Origin of the sequence: Paenibacillus mucilaginosus 3016 (assembly GCF_000250655.1) — a bacterium.
Lineage (GTDB): Bacteria > Bacillota > Bacilli > Paenibacillales > NBRC-103111 > Paenibacillus_G > Paenibacillus_G mucilaginosus.
Genome location: NC_016935.1, coordinates 1438168 through 1454545, shown reverse-complemented (window position 1 = coordinate 1454545; position 16378 = coordinate 1438168). Strand labels below are relative to the sequence as shown.

The window sequence follows — 16378 nt, the reverse complement described above, 5'->3', positions numbered from 1 at the left end:
TCGTATTGACTCGAACAAATCTTAATTGTTTAATTAGGTGATTTACCATAACTAGTCCTCCATTGAAAAACTGAGGTTGCTGAACACCGAGGGTTCATTTCTTATGACAATTAACTACATTGTTAAAATCTCATTGTGATTATCTTTCTTGCTTGCTCGATTGTATCATTGATAATTGTAGCGGCCGAATGGTCGTTAGCTAACCTCAAGCCTTGTCCAGCCCAGAGTGACATAAACTCTGGGTCTTTCGCTATTGCTGCCGCCTGTCTAATATCCCGTGTCATCACGTGCTGAATAGGATAGGGAGGAATATTTCCGGGATACAACTGCATGTCGCGAATAAATTCTGTATTAATGCCTCGTGCTGCTTTACCCGAGTATGCATTTGTAATTATAGTAGCATCCTCGTTTGCAGAAAGTACTTTTTGTTTGTACGTTGGATGTGCACCACTTTCCGTGCAGGCCAAGAAGGCTGTGCCCATTTGAACGGCTGCTGCTCCTAAAGTTAGGCTCGCTAAAAGCCCGCGTCCATCCATAATTCCTCCAGAAGCAATCACAGGGATCGAAACATGATCAACAATTTGGGGAACTAGAGCTATGAGTCCAATTAAGGATTCAGATGCGTTCTTTAGAAATGTTCCTCTGTGCCCTCCTGCCTCACTGCCCTGTGCCACAATTGCATCTACACCTGATAATTCCAATATCATAGCTTCATCTACTGTTGTAGCAGTACCAATTACAAAAGTTCCACTTTTCTTCAAGCTTTGAATAATATTGTTTGAAGGGATCCCAAACGTGAAACTAAAAACAGGAACGCGCTCTTCTATCACAACTTGTATCTGTTCTTCAAACGATTCTGAGTATTTTGGAAGAGATGGATTTTGCACAATACCAAGTTCATTACGGTAGTAGTTAAGGTAATCAGACATTTTCTCAATTGTTTCTTTAGATTCCTCCGGCTGCTCAAAAACAAACAAATTAACTCCGAAGGGCCGGTCGGTTAGCCCTCTTATCTTATTGATGGCAATACGAATTTGTTCAGGGGTTAAATACCCAGCCCCTAGGTTGCCAAGTCCACCTGCGTTTGAAACTGCTGCTACTAATTCTGGAGTCGTTGGCCCGCCTGCCATCGGTGCCTGAAAGATCGGATAGGTAATATTGAGCTTGCTTATTATCAGTGTTTTGAGCATTATTGAAAGCCCCCTGTTAATTATTTTTTATTTTTTCCCACATTTTGAATGGAACATGCAATTGTTCAGCTTTACTCGATATGATTGTTCCAAAGATCAATATAATAGCTGCTAAGGCAAGCACCAAAGTTGAAATTGTAAGTGCCAGACTGTAACTTTGCGCTACCTCCAAAATGAATCCAGCCCCAATCGGACCTATTATTTGCCCTATACCAAAAAAACCGGTCATTAGAGCAATAGCATAATTGCTATTTGACTGTCGTACCATACGCGCTGCGGCAAGTGAAAGCATAGATATTCCCATAAAGGTCCCCCAAAAAGGATCGACCCTAGTACTACACCTACTATATTAGGCATGCATATAGGTATGATTACTCCAAGTGCTTGCAGAATAAGTGCAGTTATTAGAGGTTTAATATAACTTGCCTTACTTGCCCACCATGACCAGAGTAAGGGTGATGGGACGGCTGCTAGCCCCACGACAATCCAGCTAAAATCAGCAAAATCTGAGATATTGGGCATTTGCTTTACCATTGCTACTAAGAAAGTCGCACTTACGATATAACCCAGTCCTTCAAGTCCATAAGCTACAAGAAGCCAGATGAAAATAGATTGGGGTAATTTTAATGAATGTTTGGATGCAGAATTCGTTAGAAATGGTTCGAATTTTCCGTCATAGATAGAAGTCCAAATAGGTAGAATAAGAATAATACTGACGACAAAAAAACCTATCCAAGCTCCCCGCCAAGTGAAATGGCTGAGCATAGGTGTAGCTAAACCCGTAAGGACAATACCGGTACCAACTCCGCTATAGAAAAAGCCTACCCATTTTTCACGCTTATTAGAAATCAGTGTTTCCATTACTAAACTTGATGATAAAACGTATATAAGACCACTACTTATCCCAGCTATAAAACGTAATAATAGCCATCCAATAAAGGATGAAGTGATTCCCATAAGTCCTGTAGAAATGACGCATAGTATCAAGTGAATCCGTAGGTGGCGAGGTCGCCGATTTCCCCAGGTTATAAAACCTGCACCAAAAGCAGCGGCAAGGTAACCCAAATTATTACTTCCCGCCAAATACCCAGACTCCGTAACTGTAAGATGAGTTTGTGACTGCATCAATGGGAGTATGGAGGTATAGGAAAACCGCCCGATGCCCATCGCAATGATTAGCATAACGAATCCAGCAATCATTGTCCGCGTAGATTCATTAACTTTATTCCTAAATAACTGCATAAGAATTGCCCCTTTCAAAAATCATTTTACCCCTCTTTATATATCAAGTAAAATGAATTTAAAAGATGTTTATCATTAAAAATATCAATACTTAATTACGGAGGAATCGCAATGGACATCAGGGACATGCAGATTTTTTTGGCTGTTGCCAATGAAGGGAGCTTTACCAGGGCAGCTGAGAAGTTAGAATACGTTCAATCGAGCATAAGTATAAGAATTCAGCAACTTGAAAGCGAGTTAAAAACAGAACTGTTCCATCGTGGACGTCAGGGAGTTCGCCTCACATCATCAGGAGAGGCACTAAAGTCTTATGCTGAGAAAATTATATTCCTCACCAAAGAAGCGGAACGCGTTATATCTGATAATACAATCCCTCGTGGGCAGCTTCGAATCGGATCGCTTGAAACTACAACTGCGCTTCGGCTTCCATTTATTCTCGCTGAATACCATAAATCTTATCCCGAGGTCGATTTAATTCTCAAAACAGGAACGACAGAAGAACTCATCCATTCGGTTTTGAAGTACGAGTTGGACGGAGCTTTTGTATCCTCACTAGGCGATCATGTAGAGCTTGACACAGTAGAAGTTGGGACTGAGGAACTCGTACTCATATCAGGCCGGCAAACAGCGCCGATCCATCACCTTGAACAACTACGCCATCTGACCATTTTTGTTTTTCGCGTTGGATGTCATTACCGTCGAATACTTGAAGATTGGTTGCACTTGAAAGGCATTCCCGCAAAAATTATGGAACTCGGAACTTTAGAGGGGATTCTGGGATGTATTCATGCTGGCCTCGGAGTTTCGCTTTTACCTTTTTCGGTTATCGAAAGAGCTATGATTAAATATAACTTACAATATCACAAAATCTCGGATGAGCTCGTTAATATCCCCACTCTATTCATTCGCCGCAAGGATACTTATAAATCAGCAGCTATATCCGAATTTATTAGGGTTTCGAAGGAGAGATTCAATGATATCTAATTGGAACTAACCTGCCCGTTAGCATAACAAATTTTAACAAAAAGGGGATGCCTCCACACACTCATCTGGAGGACATCCCTTTATTACGTATCACTTATATGTGCGCATGTTCTTCAGTACATCTAAGTTATAGGTTATGTTCTGGATGACCCTATGTATATGATGGGACTCAGTTTTTAATTCTCATTTAGCAAAAAAAGGCTGCCGGACCATATCCGGCAGCCGAATCATAAATTCACACTCTAAAGATCTTTATGCATTCCTCTAATTCAGCGGAAACACTCTTCAGATTTTCTCCAACAGCAGCTATCTCTTGAGTGGTCGCGGTCAACTCCTCAGCTGAAGCAGCCATTTCCTCAGTCGCTGCGGAGGTCTGCTCGGCTATGGCAGAGATGGACTCGATTCTTCCAACAATATCATCTTTCTGAAGGATTGCCCGGTTTGTAGCATCCACCGATCGCTTCAATTGCGGCGTCGTTTCCATTACCGATTTCAAGATGGCTACGAAAGCGGCGGACATATGCTCGACCGTCTGGATTTGCAATGCAAGCTTATGATTCATTGCCTCGCTTGATTGTACCGCCGCGGTTGCATCCGTTGTAACTGAGCTGACAATTTCCTCTATAGAGCCGGTTAAGTGTTTGGATTGATCTGCTAGCTTCTTAACCTCCTGGGCAACAACCGCAAAGCCTTTGCCCGCTTCTCCAGCCCTTGCCGCTTCGATCGATGCGTTTAAGGACAACATATTGGTTTGATCGGATATCGTCTTGATTTCATTCGCAATGTGTCCAATTTTATTAACGTTCTGATCCAGGTCACCAAGCGTCTTTACCAAGCCTGCAAAGGAACTCTCCACCCCTTGAATCGATTCTTCAAGCTGCTTCAGCCTCTGGCTACCATCGTTTGACAGCCGTTCGGTTAATTCAGATCCTCGCTTGACTGATTCCATGGAGTCGTAAATATGGTTAATCGCTTGGCTAAAATCATTGACACTATTAAGAATATGCGTCAATTCCTCCGATTGATTGGTCACTCCTGTTGCGCTTTCACTCGCAGCGGTTGCTACCTCCTGAGACGAGTGGGCTATCTGTACCGATGTCGACGACAAGCCGACTGCATGCCCGCTTACATCTGAAGATTGCCTCTGAATGTTGTAAACAATGGTACGGAGAGAATCAAGCATTGAGTTGATGCTCTGGGCCAGCTGCCCAATCTCGTCTTGGCTGCGCACAATCAACTTCCCGGTTAAATTGCCCACAGCTATAGATTGTGTCATTTCCGAAATCTCAAGTATTGGCTTCGTCGCCTTTCTAGCGACAATAACTGCTACAACTATGACAATCACAAGAACGATTAAGAGAAAGACCGTTGAGAAGATTGTTTCTTTCCAGCCACCTGCTTCCACTAACGAAAGCGGCACCTCAGTGCTAACAATCCACCCAGTTGCCTGATTTCTCAAATAACTGGTTATGACCCTTTCTCTTTTTGGATTGGCCATTTCCACCGAGCCCTTATTCCCCGCCAATGCATCCTTCATAAACTCGGTTTGGCTCAAGTCGATGCGATCCTCTGCTTTTGATAATTGAATGGTAGGGTGGGCAATCAATTTCCCTTTCTCGTCGGCAACAAACACCGTTGCTCCATCTTTTGAACGCTGTTGCACAAATTCAATCAGCTTGGTCACATCCATCGAACCCTGTATAACCCCTATTATTTTGCCGCCCGGATGATCGTATACCGGTGCGGCTAGAACGGTAATCAATTGACCACTCTGCTTGCTTACCAATATTTCCGATATGACCTCTGCCTTGCCATTTAAGGCATCCTGATAAAATTGCCTGTCCGAAATATTGTTGAGTGTTCCGTCGCCACTGCGAACAATTTGCATACCGCTTGTATTGGTGAGGACAATTCCACTTTTGAATTCGGGGCTGACTTGCAGCGCCTCCTCCAGCACCTTCTTTATTTCGATCGTGTTCATGGAACGAATTACGGGATCTTGCGCAAGCAGCTTAAGTGTTCCCATGTTATGGTTTATTAACGAGGTAATCTCAAGATCTACTTCCCTAGATAGTGCAGAATTTCTTTCGATTGCGTGAGCTTTTTCATTTTCAAATGTGGAGTGAATCGACATGACAGAGGACAAAATTAGCGGCACTGCGCAGATCGTAAGTAGAAGTAAGGCAAGCTTATTCTTTAGTCTCATGAGATGATCCCCTTAGATTGTAATAAACCAAAATTTATCAGCCTTATATAATTAAAAATATCGGTTGCGCCTTATTTCAATTTTACTGTAAAAAAGCACCAACTTGTTCTTCAGACTGATAAACCAGTCATGCATAACAGATTAGGTGCTAATATTTGATCCTCAGGATTTTATAAAATGTAACTCGCTGGTTTTGTACGCCGATTTACACGGAGAATATCCAAAAAAGGCTGCCGGATAATAATCGGCAGCCCACTGCTTTATTGAACTAACGTTCCCATTTAGTTCAACAGAGACAGCCGATCATTGCGACCGGCTGCTCGGTGTCTTTATTCAGATTTCTTCCCTTGGACTTCAATTCCTGATAAAACTAAGCCGCTATTGAAGTGCGAGGAATCTAAGTAAATATATACTTCGTCATGTACTGACCCATGTGCAATCCATCCATGAATCCTTACACTATACTTATTAGAAACGTGTGGCAACTTCCTTAGCATGAGCAATTGCCTCTTCTTTAATGGCTGGAGCTCGCTCTGATGATGCCGTTCCTTCAACAAATATGGCCTCCATAGATTGAATTCCATAGAACTGCAAAATCTTTTTCAGATAGCTGTATCCCATTTCAACTTCAGCAAGAGGACCATTCGAATAAACAGAACCGCTAGCTTGAATGTGCAAGGCTTTCTTACCGGACAATAGACCTTCAGGACCATTCTTGGTATATTTGAACGTCTTGCCCGGAATTGAAGTCGCATCCGTGTATGCTTTCAAAACCGGTGGGATCGAGAAATTCCACATGGGGGAAACATACACGTACTTATCGGCAGACACGTATTGATTGACAATCTCGTCAAGCCGAGCTACTTTTGATTGCTCGGCTTTGGACAATTGATCAAAAGACGAACCCGACCGAAGCTTTTCCCAGCCATGCAAAACATCTGCATCGAACTGCGGAATATTCTCTTTGTACAGATCCAAATGAACAACTTCATCTGTTGGATTAGCTTCACGGTACGCCTCAATAAATTCTTTACCTACCGCGAGGCTAAAAGATTCCTGAGGATCAAGGGGATGTGCGGTGATGTACAGTATAGTTGCCATGAATGAAAACTTCCTTTCTGTAATTAAATTAAGTACACTTTCTAGACCGATCATATAATATGTACTTACTTATTAAAAGTAGGAACAATTATGTGGTATAGTATTAAAAAAGGTACTGTTACGGAGGTCAACAAATGGAAAAGAATCCTGTCCAATGTCAATTCGTTACGGCGCTGGATTCGATCGTCGGCAAGTGGAAGCCGATTATCCTTTATCATTTGCTTCAAGGCAAACCTCTACGGTTCAATGAGCTAAGAAGATTGCTGCCCGGTATCACGCAAAGGATGCTTACGCTCCATCTGCGCGAAATGGAGGAGGAAGAGCTCGTTAAACGAGTCATTTATCCGCAGATCCCGCCGAAAGTGGAATACTCCATCACGGAATACGGCATGAGCCTGTCTCCAATTCTGGAAGCCTTACATCAATGGGGAGCGGCCCATGTCCAGCGAAAGCGACTCAATTAAGGAGAATAACGAACAAACAGAAACAGACTAGCATTCGAAATTACGCTAGTCCGTTTTATTCTGGATCCAGTCAAAAATATAACAAAAGTGAATATAAGGTATGTCCGCACAGCGACGTGCCAGAACATAAAGAAGATCGCCCATCCTGCCAAACTGAAAGTCCAGCACGAACAGCCTGCGCAGCGCAAGACCGAGGCAGAGAGACAACTGGCAGAAAGGCCCCTCCCACCAAAAACGGCGAAGGTACAGCATCGTTCTTTGTTACGAAAAACTCGAAGAAGCCCGTTTGCGCCGACTTTTCCGTTGAGCGCGTTCCTTCCCCAACCCATGCCGGTCAACGCGTTATTGAAGGCTTCTTCGACATTCCCCCTAAAACTTGCCGTTACTTGTGATACGGTTTACCGCGAATGATCTTAAACTATACTGCCCTTTAGCCATCCATGCCGCGCGAACGCGGCACCACGGAATCATGAAAATTTATACTTCCTGCCTTATACTATTCTTACGGCTGGTGAGGAAGGTCGATAAGCTATGGTGTTGCGAACCCAACCTTTAGTCTGACTCCGACGACCATGGTGCACCACGGAATGTCGCTCCCTTTGGGGAAGCACGCAGGGTAGATTAACCCTTTTGCTGGTTGTTGCGCCAGTCCTCAATTCAATTTGCCGAAGAAAGGTGAGTATCATGGAAGTTCTTATTGAACGAGCTTGCGGGTTGGATGTTCATAAGAAGTCCATCACAGCCTGCATCGTTACTCCTGAAGGAAAGGAGATCAAGACATTCCGTACCCATACAGTCTTTCTTCTTGAACTTATCGATTGGATCAAGGAACACCGCTGCACCCACGTGGCCATGGAGAGCACCGGCGTTTTTTGGAAGCCAATCGTCAACCTGCTTGAAGCGGAACAGATTGAATTTCTGGTTGTGAATGCACAGCATATGAAAGCCGTTCCCGGCCGCAAGACAGACGTGAAAGATGCGGAATGGATCGCCGATTTATTACGGCACGGCCTGCTTAAAGCGAGCTTTATTCCGGACCGAAACCAACGTGAATTGCGAGAGCTGGTTCGCTACCGCCGAAGCTTAATCCAGGAGCGTGCCCGTGAACACAACCGGATTCAGAAGGTTCTGGAAGGGGCTAACATTAAGCTGGCTTCTGTCGTTTCTGACATTATGGGCGTCTCGAGCCGGGACATGCTGGAGGCCATGGTGAATGGGGAGACGGATCCGGAGAAGCTGGCAGGCTTCGCACGCCGAACCATGAAGAAAAAGAAAGAAGAACTAGAGCTTGCGCTGCGGGGGAACATGACTGCACACCAGCGTCTCATCCTCAAAAGCATGCTGACGCATATCGACTTCCTAAATGAACAGATTTCCGAACTGGATATGGAGGTAGCCAAACGGCTCGACCCTTTTCAGCAAGATCTGGATCGCCTGGATACCATTCCAGGGGTCGCCAGACGGACCGCTGAGCAAATCCTGGCTGAAATCGGCACCGATATCGCCTCCCGTTTCCCGAGTGCACCACACCTCTGCTCGTGGATCGGCCTTGTGCCGGGGCATAATGAGAGTGCAGGTAAGCGCAAACCCTCCAAAACCCGAAAAGGCAACAAGTACCTCCGCTCTGCCCTCATTGAAGCTTCCCATTCCATTCGAGGATCGAACAACTACCTCGGTGCTCAGTATAGACGCATTGCAGCCCGTAAAGGCGGACATAGAGCAGCTGTTGCAGTTGCTCACTCCATCATGACTATTGCATACCATCTGATAACACGCCAGGAAGATTACACGGATTTAGGCTCTGATTACTTTGAGAAGCGAAAGCAAGACGCCATTGTCAGACAGACGGTTCGAAAGTTAGAAAACTTAGGATACTCTGTTACTTTGGCCACTACCGAAGTATCTTAGTTCTGAAATAACATCATTACTTGGAGGAAGACGCAGCTTTTAAAAAATTGAAGCAGCTGCGCCTAGTTTCGTGCTGCCTTTTTAGGCTATACGCTATGAGTTATTTTCAGGGTAGCGTAACGCGGATACCTACCCGACATTTTTTTTGACAAGAACTTGACCCCATTCCCGAGCCAAACGCCGCCAATTTGGACACTAGACCCCTGAAACGAAAAAAATCCTCGACTAGGGTCAAGGATTTTTTTGCAATTGCGCGAATATTTAAGGTTTCTTACATGAGGATGGCCTTTCGCCTTTTTACCTGAAGGGGAGCGCATGCTGCAATTACTTCACGTCTTTGTTTAATTGTCCGCCTCTCTTGGCAGGCTGCTGGATTTCGAGCTCCTTTTTTAGACCTTTGAGCAGGGAGAAGCACATGACGACCATAATGATCGCAAAGGGGAGAGCCGCGGCGATGGAAGCCGTCTGCAAGACGTTTAAGCCTCCAGCGAGCAGCAATACCGCGGCTACCGCCGATTGTATGATACCCCATGTCACTTTGATTTTACCGGAAGGATTAAGTGTTCCGCCTTCACTTAGCATCCCCAGAACAAAGGTAGCGGTATCGGCAACGGTGATGTAATAAATCGCGACCACGGCAAACCCGAGCAGGCTCAGCAGCGTGCTCAACGGAAGGTGATCGAAAAAGGTAAATATCGACAACGATACATCTTCCGTAATGGCTTTGGCCAGATCATGGTTACCGGAATCGATAACAATGGACAGGGCGGAGCCGCCAAATACGGACATCCAGAGGCATGTACCGATTGTGGGAACGATCAGAACGCCGATAACGAATTCCCGGATGGTTCTTCCTTTCGAGACGCGAGCGATAAACATGCCGACAAAAGGGGCCCAAGCAATCCACCATGCCCAATAAAATAAGGTCCATGACGCGATCCACTCGCCTTCCCCGAAGGGCTTCAGCCTTAAGCTCATATGTAAAAAGTCGCTTAGGTAGATCCCTGTGGTATTGAAGAAGACTTTAATAACCGCCATGGTTGGGCCTACAAGCAGAATCAGCGCCATGATGGCAAATGATAAAATCATCGCCGCGTTCGACAAATACTGAATTCCCTTTTCCAGCCCTGTATTGATCGAGATGATAAAAAGCACGGTCGCCACGGCTATGACAATGAGCTGGACGAACAGAAGATTAGGAATGCCGAAAATGGCATGCATCCCGGCCGTAACCTGCATGGCGCCCAGACCTAGAGACGTGGCGATGCCGAATACCGTAGCAAAGATCGAGAGCACATCGATTGTTTTCCCTATCGGTCCGTTAATTCTGTGGCCCAATATGGGCTGGAACGACGAACTGATGGCTGCAGGCAGCTTTCTGTTATATTGAAAAAAAGCAAGGGCTAACCCGATAACCGCATAGATGCCCCATGGATCGAGGCCCCAATGGAAGAAGGTATACTTCATTGCCGTATTGGCCGCTTCTATCGTGTAGGGTTCGCCTATAGGGGGATTCGTATAATGGGTGACGGGCTCGGCTACGCTCCAGTACACAATCCCGATTCCCATCCCAGCGCCGAACAGCATGGCGAGCCAAGACCCTGTTTTGAAATCGGGAGTATCCGTTTTTTTGCCCAGGCGAATATTCCCGTATTTGGAGAACAGCAAGTAAATCGAGAACACGACAAAAAATAAAGTGGCGCTTAGATAAACCCATCCAAGGTAATCGATTGAACCGTTATAAATGGCATCAGTAACTTTGGCGAGATTATCGGTGAAGAAGACTCCCCACAAAATGAAGATCAGGGTAATCGCCAAAGAAATAATGAAAACAATGTTTTCCTGTAGTTTTTTATTCATGGGGACCCCCAAGTGAAGTGGAATTTAGCTCAATCTGATATAGGGACATTCATTGGTCTAGTAGGTTGTACTGGAATTGCCACTTTTCACGATCCAACAGCTCTTCCGGCGATACGACAAAGCCGCCTCCCAAGAATACGGTTTGATTCTGGATGGCAACGACCATGGTTTCGAATGAGGCGTCATTGTTAGTCTGTTTATAGACGTCCCCAAGATTGGGCATTAGTAAGTTGCCGGAATTGTTGGTATGCATATCAGGGTAATCCATGTTTAATTGTTCTTCCCCGGCAGGTTCGACAGTCTGATAGTCAATAACGCGGCTTTCCGTGCTTCGGCCGGGAACCATTAACAAATATTCATTATGCTTGATGCCGTTTGAATCCATGGTAATGACGCCTTTATGGTCAACTGTATCCACGACTTCAATTTCATTGAGCGAATAATGGTCAAGAGAATCGGGTGTCGGATTGGTAATTAATATCGTATCCCCTTCTTGCGCTTTTCGGTCCTTTCTGAGGGTGTAAGGCTTGTGGTTATAAACAAAGCTATCCAGCTCTTTTGGTTTATACTTTTCCACTTCTGCCGCAGTAGCCAGATGCTGCGTTAAGTCGCTTAGCCGAATGAGATGAACGGATTGCTTGTACATTGGCTTTATTCCGTAAACCCTGTGTAATTTGTTGTTGTAGTAGACAAATTGCCCCTTCCGCACTTGGTACAGTTTCACCAACAGCGCTCCCTTCACTTTTCTGGTTTGTTAGCACGTCCCGTTATTGGGTTAATTTTGAACTTGCGTAGTGTTATTCATAAGTTGCCCCAAAAATGCAGAATAAAATTACTGCTAGAGAAGTTTTGGCGAGTGGAGCGGCTTTGTTTGGTGTAGACGGGGCTTCAGGACGTGGAGCGGATGGAGGCACAAAGCTGGCGCAAGCAATAGGGGGTACTGCACAAAATAGAATTTCGGGAATGCTGAAAGGAGGATATTGGCGGGAGATTTGGGCCGATGAGGATGCCGATTTCGGCTTACGGCTCCTGCAATCGACCGGTTTGACCAGGGGAAACTGATCGCGGCCATCGCCTTGTCTGTTAATCCGATGCGGCGGTGTTATGGAGGGTGCGGCGACCAAGGACAGGTGCCCCCCCCCTCTTTCACTTTAAGAATGCAATGATGGCTACCAAACAACCGTTGCCCAGCTATAGGTTACAATAGGTAAGCATTTTGATGTGATCTCCAGCTTTTCCCCTGCTCCACAGGGAGCTTACGAGTTTCCCAGTACTCCGCGTTCCCTCTAAATGAATTGCGCTGTTTCATGGAATATTGATTCAAAGCTGCATTAATAACCGGATCTATATTAATAAAGTAATCAACTGCTTCTTTGGATATCTTATCATCGTGTTTCCACTCAATGGCTAATTGACTTAATACCGCACAAACCGCAATCCGTCATCTTCATGTAAAAGTAGATCTCCCAGATATTTTACTAAGTTTTTTCCCATAATTCACACTAAAAGAAATCTTAGTTGGTACTTAGTAGCAGCTAATACGGAATATTTTAGTTACTATAAACTCTAACAATTATTCGAGAAATACGTCTATCCTGCCCTTAGTTCAATGAAACAGGAACAGCTGCGCGGCGGCAAACTGCTCCCTGTAAGTTAAACTATCGTTCCTCGTTAGCTTAATGACACATGCAATCAAACCAAAAACAGCGGACACATATATCCTGTGTATGGATAGAACAAAGGTGCCCGAAGCCGCCTGTTAGGATGAAACTCGAGTTAGGCCGATCCTGCAGCCACTTTGCCCGCTACATACTGAACATCCTGGCTGTCAATCATACGGTCGAAATTCAGATCATAAGCCTTATCATAGCCCGGTTGCCCTTCACTCGTCCCGCTGTGGCGCGAAATCAGGACAAGATCGCTGAGTCCGATCTTCCCGTCTTTATCGAAATCCGGATCACTGATCACGAGCTCCAGCATTACAGGAGTGCCCAATTTCCGGGTCTGGCCCTGACTGTCGGCGACTTCGGTATTCGGATCCAGGGTGAAGACGACCGGGCCTTTGGCGAGCACTTGGAACCGGATCGTCATCAGCTGAAGGCTGCCGCTCCGACCCGGAACGGGACCAAGCAGCGCGCCAGCCAGTCTGGCCCTACCATCCTGCAGCTTCCGGCTGAATACGGCATCCTTCCCTTCCGTGCCGAAGCTTGGGGACAGCCACACCTCTTTAAGCTTTACTTGCTGCGGGCTGTACTTCAGGTCTGCCAGGAAGGCATAGAGATCCTCCGCTTCCTCGGCCTTTACTACAAGGTCCAAAGTCGAACCTACCTGCACGAATCCCGGCTTCACCTTCAGATCCATGTATGGGTTTGGCAGCGGATGGTAAGCCGATGTAGTTACGCTCATGACCTTGCTCTTCAGGCTTGCATTGCCAGCAGCATCTTTGGCTTGCACGGCAAACCCGTAGGCTGTCTCCGGAAACAGCCCCAAGGCTGTATAGCTGTATACCGATCCGCTGACGGAAGCCAGCAGCGAATCATCCTTGTAAATCTCATAGGAATCGACGCCCATATCGTCCGCGGCCGGCTGCCAATTCAGCTGTACGCTGTTATAGGTTACATCGGCAGCCGTCAGCACCGGACCGTCCGGCCATACCGGGGCGGTCGAATCGACAGGTGCGTACGCGTTCGTAGTCACAGTAACAGACGGGCTGTTCGCGCTTTTGTTCCCCGCCGCGTCTTCCGCTTCCAAGGTGAACTTATAAGCTGTCGACGGCGTAAGTCCATCGACCTCATAGCTGTATACGCTGCCGGTCACCGTATCGATCGGAGTGTCATTTTGATAAATGCGGTACAGCGTGACGCCTTCCGTATCGGCAGCCGGCTGCCAAGCCAGCACCGCGGACATGTAGGTCACGTCCGTCACGGTCAAAGGATTCTCTGCGGTCCAAACAGGGGCGGTCGTATCCGAATGATCAGTTTGAACCGCAAACAATGAGTTGCCGTCGAGCCGGTACCATGTGCCGTCAATGTAATGGAACGTCCCCGGACCGGTGGACGTATGAATGAGCTTGCCCTTTGGGGCGGAGTAAAGGTAGGTTTGGTTCTGAATGGAATAGGCAACCGTGCCATCCGGTCCAAGCTGTTCGATATTCACATGTCCGCTAAGGAACGATGCCTGCTTCTCTTCGCCTTCCGGCGACCGGACATACAAAGTCCAACTGTCTCCATCTTGATTATATTTGTTATAGGCAATCCAGCCGTTGCTGATCCGGTACGACTTTCTTGGATCGGCGAACTCGTCCTGCGCATACGGGTTCAATGCTAATTCGGTCTCTTCGGTTATCCGCTGATCGGTGCTTCTTACACGCAGCGACCACATGGAATCACTTCCATTATCCACCTTAAGTACTTTGTAGATCATGTTTTTTCCATCGGTCAAAGCCCCGGAATAGGTCTGGTAGTTCGAAGACGGATCGTATGTAGTCAACGTACCGTCGGGAAGCGATAGGTAGAGGCTGGATTCTGAAGTTGGATCCGTATAAGCCACCGTTCCGTCATAGGACAGATCGAAGCGGTAGGCATTTTCAAAATCTGAACTCGGTAAGGTTCGGGACCCTCCTGTCGTTACATCCGCAGCACCGAAAGTGAATACCGCATAATTCCCATTGACTTCGTGAAGGTATCCCCATTCCCAACCGTCCCAATATCTTTGATCCGCGCCGTCCTTCCAATAACGGGTATTCACAGCTTTCCCCAAGATAGAATACACAACGCCGTCAGCGGATAGCTTCGCAGCACCAATGGTATACGGCGCTCCGGCCATAGTGGCATCGTGAACCTTTGTTTGGCTTTGATTCGCACGATTGAACAGCCAGAGCACCTGATCGCCAGTTTGTTTCCACAGAATACGATGTTGATCAAAGTCGAGAATAGTTCCGTCAAACCGGTTAAAAAGCAGCGTTTCATCTTGATTGGCAGCAGTAGTGACCGTCACGTCTTTTGTCGCGCTCTGGCTGCCATCGTCATTGACGGCGATCAGTGAAAAGTGATAGGTCGAATGGGGAGACAGCTCTTTCACTTCATAGTAGGTCGTATCCCCGTTCAGCGCAGCAACCAGGGTGTTTTCCTGGTATACCCAATATTGGTCTACCTCCGCCCCATCCTTCGCCGGCTGCCAATTCAGCTGTACACTGTTATAAGTCACATGCGTAACCGTAAGCACGTCACCCTCCGGCCACTCCGGTCCTCCAAATCCTTGAACTTTTATGGGAGTAAGCCGAGCTGTACTCGTTCCGTCGCCGAGTTGTCCGTTATCGTTTTTTCCCCACGCCCATACCGTTCCGTCGTTTCTCACTGCCAAGCTATGCTGGGTACCTGCGGCGATGTCAACAACCGAATCAAGCTCCTGCACTTGAACGGGCGTACTGCTTCCAAACCCCCATTCGTTAAACTGATAATTTCCCCACGCCCATACCGTTCCGTCGCTCTTAAGTGCCAAACTATGCCCAAAACCCGCATCCACGTCGACTGCCGAACTGAAACCCTCTACTTGAACAGGAGTATATCGGTCCATATCACTTCCATCGCCCAGTTGACCGGCCAAATTCGGTCCCCACGACCAAACCGTTCCATCTCTCTTGATTGCCAAATTATGATAATCACCTGAAGCAACGGCCGTCACCGAATGAAGACCCTGTACTTGAACGGGAGCAGAACTCTGTGTTGTGCTTCCATTGCCAAGCTGCCCGTACTCATTTTTTCCCCACGCCCAGACGGTGCCGTCGCTTTTGACTGCCAAACTATACCCAAAACCGGAAGAAATCGCGACTACCGAATCGAGACCCTTCACTCGAACCGGAGTATGACGGTCCGTCTTGCTTCCATCGCCGAGCTGCCCGTACTCATTTCTTCCCCACGCCCAAACGGTGCCGTCGCTTTTGAGCGCCAAACTATGATCGTAATGCGCTGCAGCGCCGACTATCGATCTGAGGCCCTCTACTTGAACTGGAGTATTCCGACCTGTCGTGCTTCCATCGCCGAGCTGCCCATAGCCATTGAATCCCCATGCCCATACGGTTCCATCGCTTTTGATGGCCAAATTATGCGAGCCCCCTGCAGCAATGGCTTCCACCGAATGAAGGTCTTGTACTTGAACGGGCGCAGGACTCCCCGTCGTGCTTCCATTGCCCAGTTGGCCGCCTCCCCACGCCCATACCGTTCCGTTGGCATTCAGAGCGAGAGTATGACTCTCTCCTCCAGCAGCCATCCTGATCCCTGAATACGTGCTCTTTGCTGCCACCACGGAATCGGACTCGTCGGCGACCGCCTGTAAGGGCAGAAGCAGCGTCACAATCAGGAATCCACATAACCTAAGTAAAAAACGTCGTTTCATCTCATTTCCCTCCGTTGATCATTCTCTAC

General features: G+C 46.8%; 9 protein-coding genes and 1 pseudogene. 3 read left to right on the top strand and 7 right to left on the bottom strand.

What is annotated here, in order from left to right:
* Nucleotides 1-122: 122 nt before the first annotated feature.
* Both PM3016_RS06470 and PM3016_RS37065 read right to left on the bottom strand, forming a co-directional pair.
* Nucleotides 123-1190 carry an NAD(P)H-dependent flavin oxidoreductase gene (locus PM3016_RS06470; RefSeq protein ID WP_014368832.1) on the bottom strand — a complete coding sequence of 356 codons (1068 nt, stop codon included), beginning with the start codon at nucleotides 1188-1190 and terminating at the stop codon, nucleotides 123-125.
* Nucleotides 1191-1206: 16 nt separating this feature from the next.
* Nucleotides 1207-2315 (bottom strand): annotated as a pseudogene (locus tag PM3016_RS37065) (YbfB/YjiJ family MFS transporter).
* Between the two features lie 228 nt (nucleotides 2316-2543).
* Here PM3016_RS37065 and PM3016_RS06465 point away from each other — a divergent pair.
* Nucleotides 2544-3416, top strand: a complete 873-nt coding sequence (locus PM3016_RS06465; protein WP_014368830.1) for a LysR family transcriptional regulator — start codon at nucleotides 2544-2546, stop codon at nucleotides 3414-3416.
* A 235-nt stretch (nucleotides 3417-3651) separates the two neighbouring features.
* On the opposite strand, the gene PM3016_RS06460 is transcribed toward PM3016_RS06465, so the two are convergent.
* Both PM3016_RS06460 and PM3016_RS06455 read right to left on the bottom strand, forming a co-directional pair.
* The gene (locus PM3016_RS06460; protein ID WP_014368829.1) at nucleotides 3652-5622 is read right to left on the bottom strand and encodes a methyl-accepting chemotaxis protein; all 1971 of its coding nucleotides are present in this window, start codon (nucleotides 5620-5622) and stop codon (nucleotides 3652-3654) included.
* Between the two features lie 468 nt (nucleotides 5623-6090).
* Nucleotides 6091-6723, bottom strand: a complete 633-nt coding sequence (locus tag PM3016_RS06455; RefSeq protein WP_014368828.1) for an FMN-dependent NADH-azoreductase — start codon at nucleotides 6721-6723, stop codon at nucleotides 6091-6093.
* Nucleotides 6724-6857: 134 nt separating this feature from the next.
* Between PM3016_RS06455 and PM3016_RS06450 the strand changes: the two genes are divergently transcribed.
* Both PM3016_RS06450 and PM3016_RS06445 read left to right on the top strand, forming a co-directional pair.
* Nucleotides 6858-7187, top strand: coding sequence for a winged helix-turn-helix transcriptional regulator (locus PM3016_RS06450; protein WP_014368827.1), 330 nt, complete (start codon nucleotides 6858-6860; stop codon nucleotides 7185-7187).
* A gap of 684 nt (nucleotides 7188-7871) precedes the next feature.
* Nucleotides 7872-9095, top strand: a complete 1224-nt coding sequence (locus tag PM3016_RS06445; RefSeq protein ID WP_014368826.1) for an IS110 family RNA-guided transposase — start codon at nucleotides 7872-7874, stop codon at nucleotides 9093-9095.
* A 324-nt stretch (nucleotides 9096-9419) separates the two neighbouring features.
* Here the strand turns inward: PM3016_RS06445 and PM3016_RS06440 are convergent, their stop codons facing one another.
* The 3 genes from PM3016_RS06440 to PM3016_RS36720 all read right to left on the bottom strand — a co-directional run bounded on the left by PM3016_RS06440 (nucleotide 9420) and on the right by PM3016_RS36720 (nucleotide 16349).
* On the bottom strand, nucleotides 9420-10955 hold the full coding sequence (locus tag PM3016_RS06440; protein ID WP_014368825.1) for a glycine betaine uptake BCCT transporter: 1536 nt from the start codon (nucleotides 10953-10955) through the stop codon (nucleotides 9420-9422).
* A 49-nt stretch (nucleotides 10956-11004) separates the two neighbouring features.
* Entirely contained in the window at nucleotides 11005-11679 is a 675-nt protein-coding gene (locus PM3016_RS06435) for a hypothetical protein (RefSeq protein ID WP_041617891.1), read from the bottom strand.
* A 1052-nt stretch (nucleotides 11680-12731) separates the two neighbouring features.
* Nucleotides 12732-16349 (bottom strand): RCC1 domain-containing protein, encoded by a 3618-nt coding sequence (locus PM3016_RS36720; protein ID WP_014368823.1) that lies wholly within the window; start codon nucleotides 16347-16349, stop codon nucleotides 12732-12734.
* Nucleotides 16350-16378 lie beyond the last annotated feature (29 nt).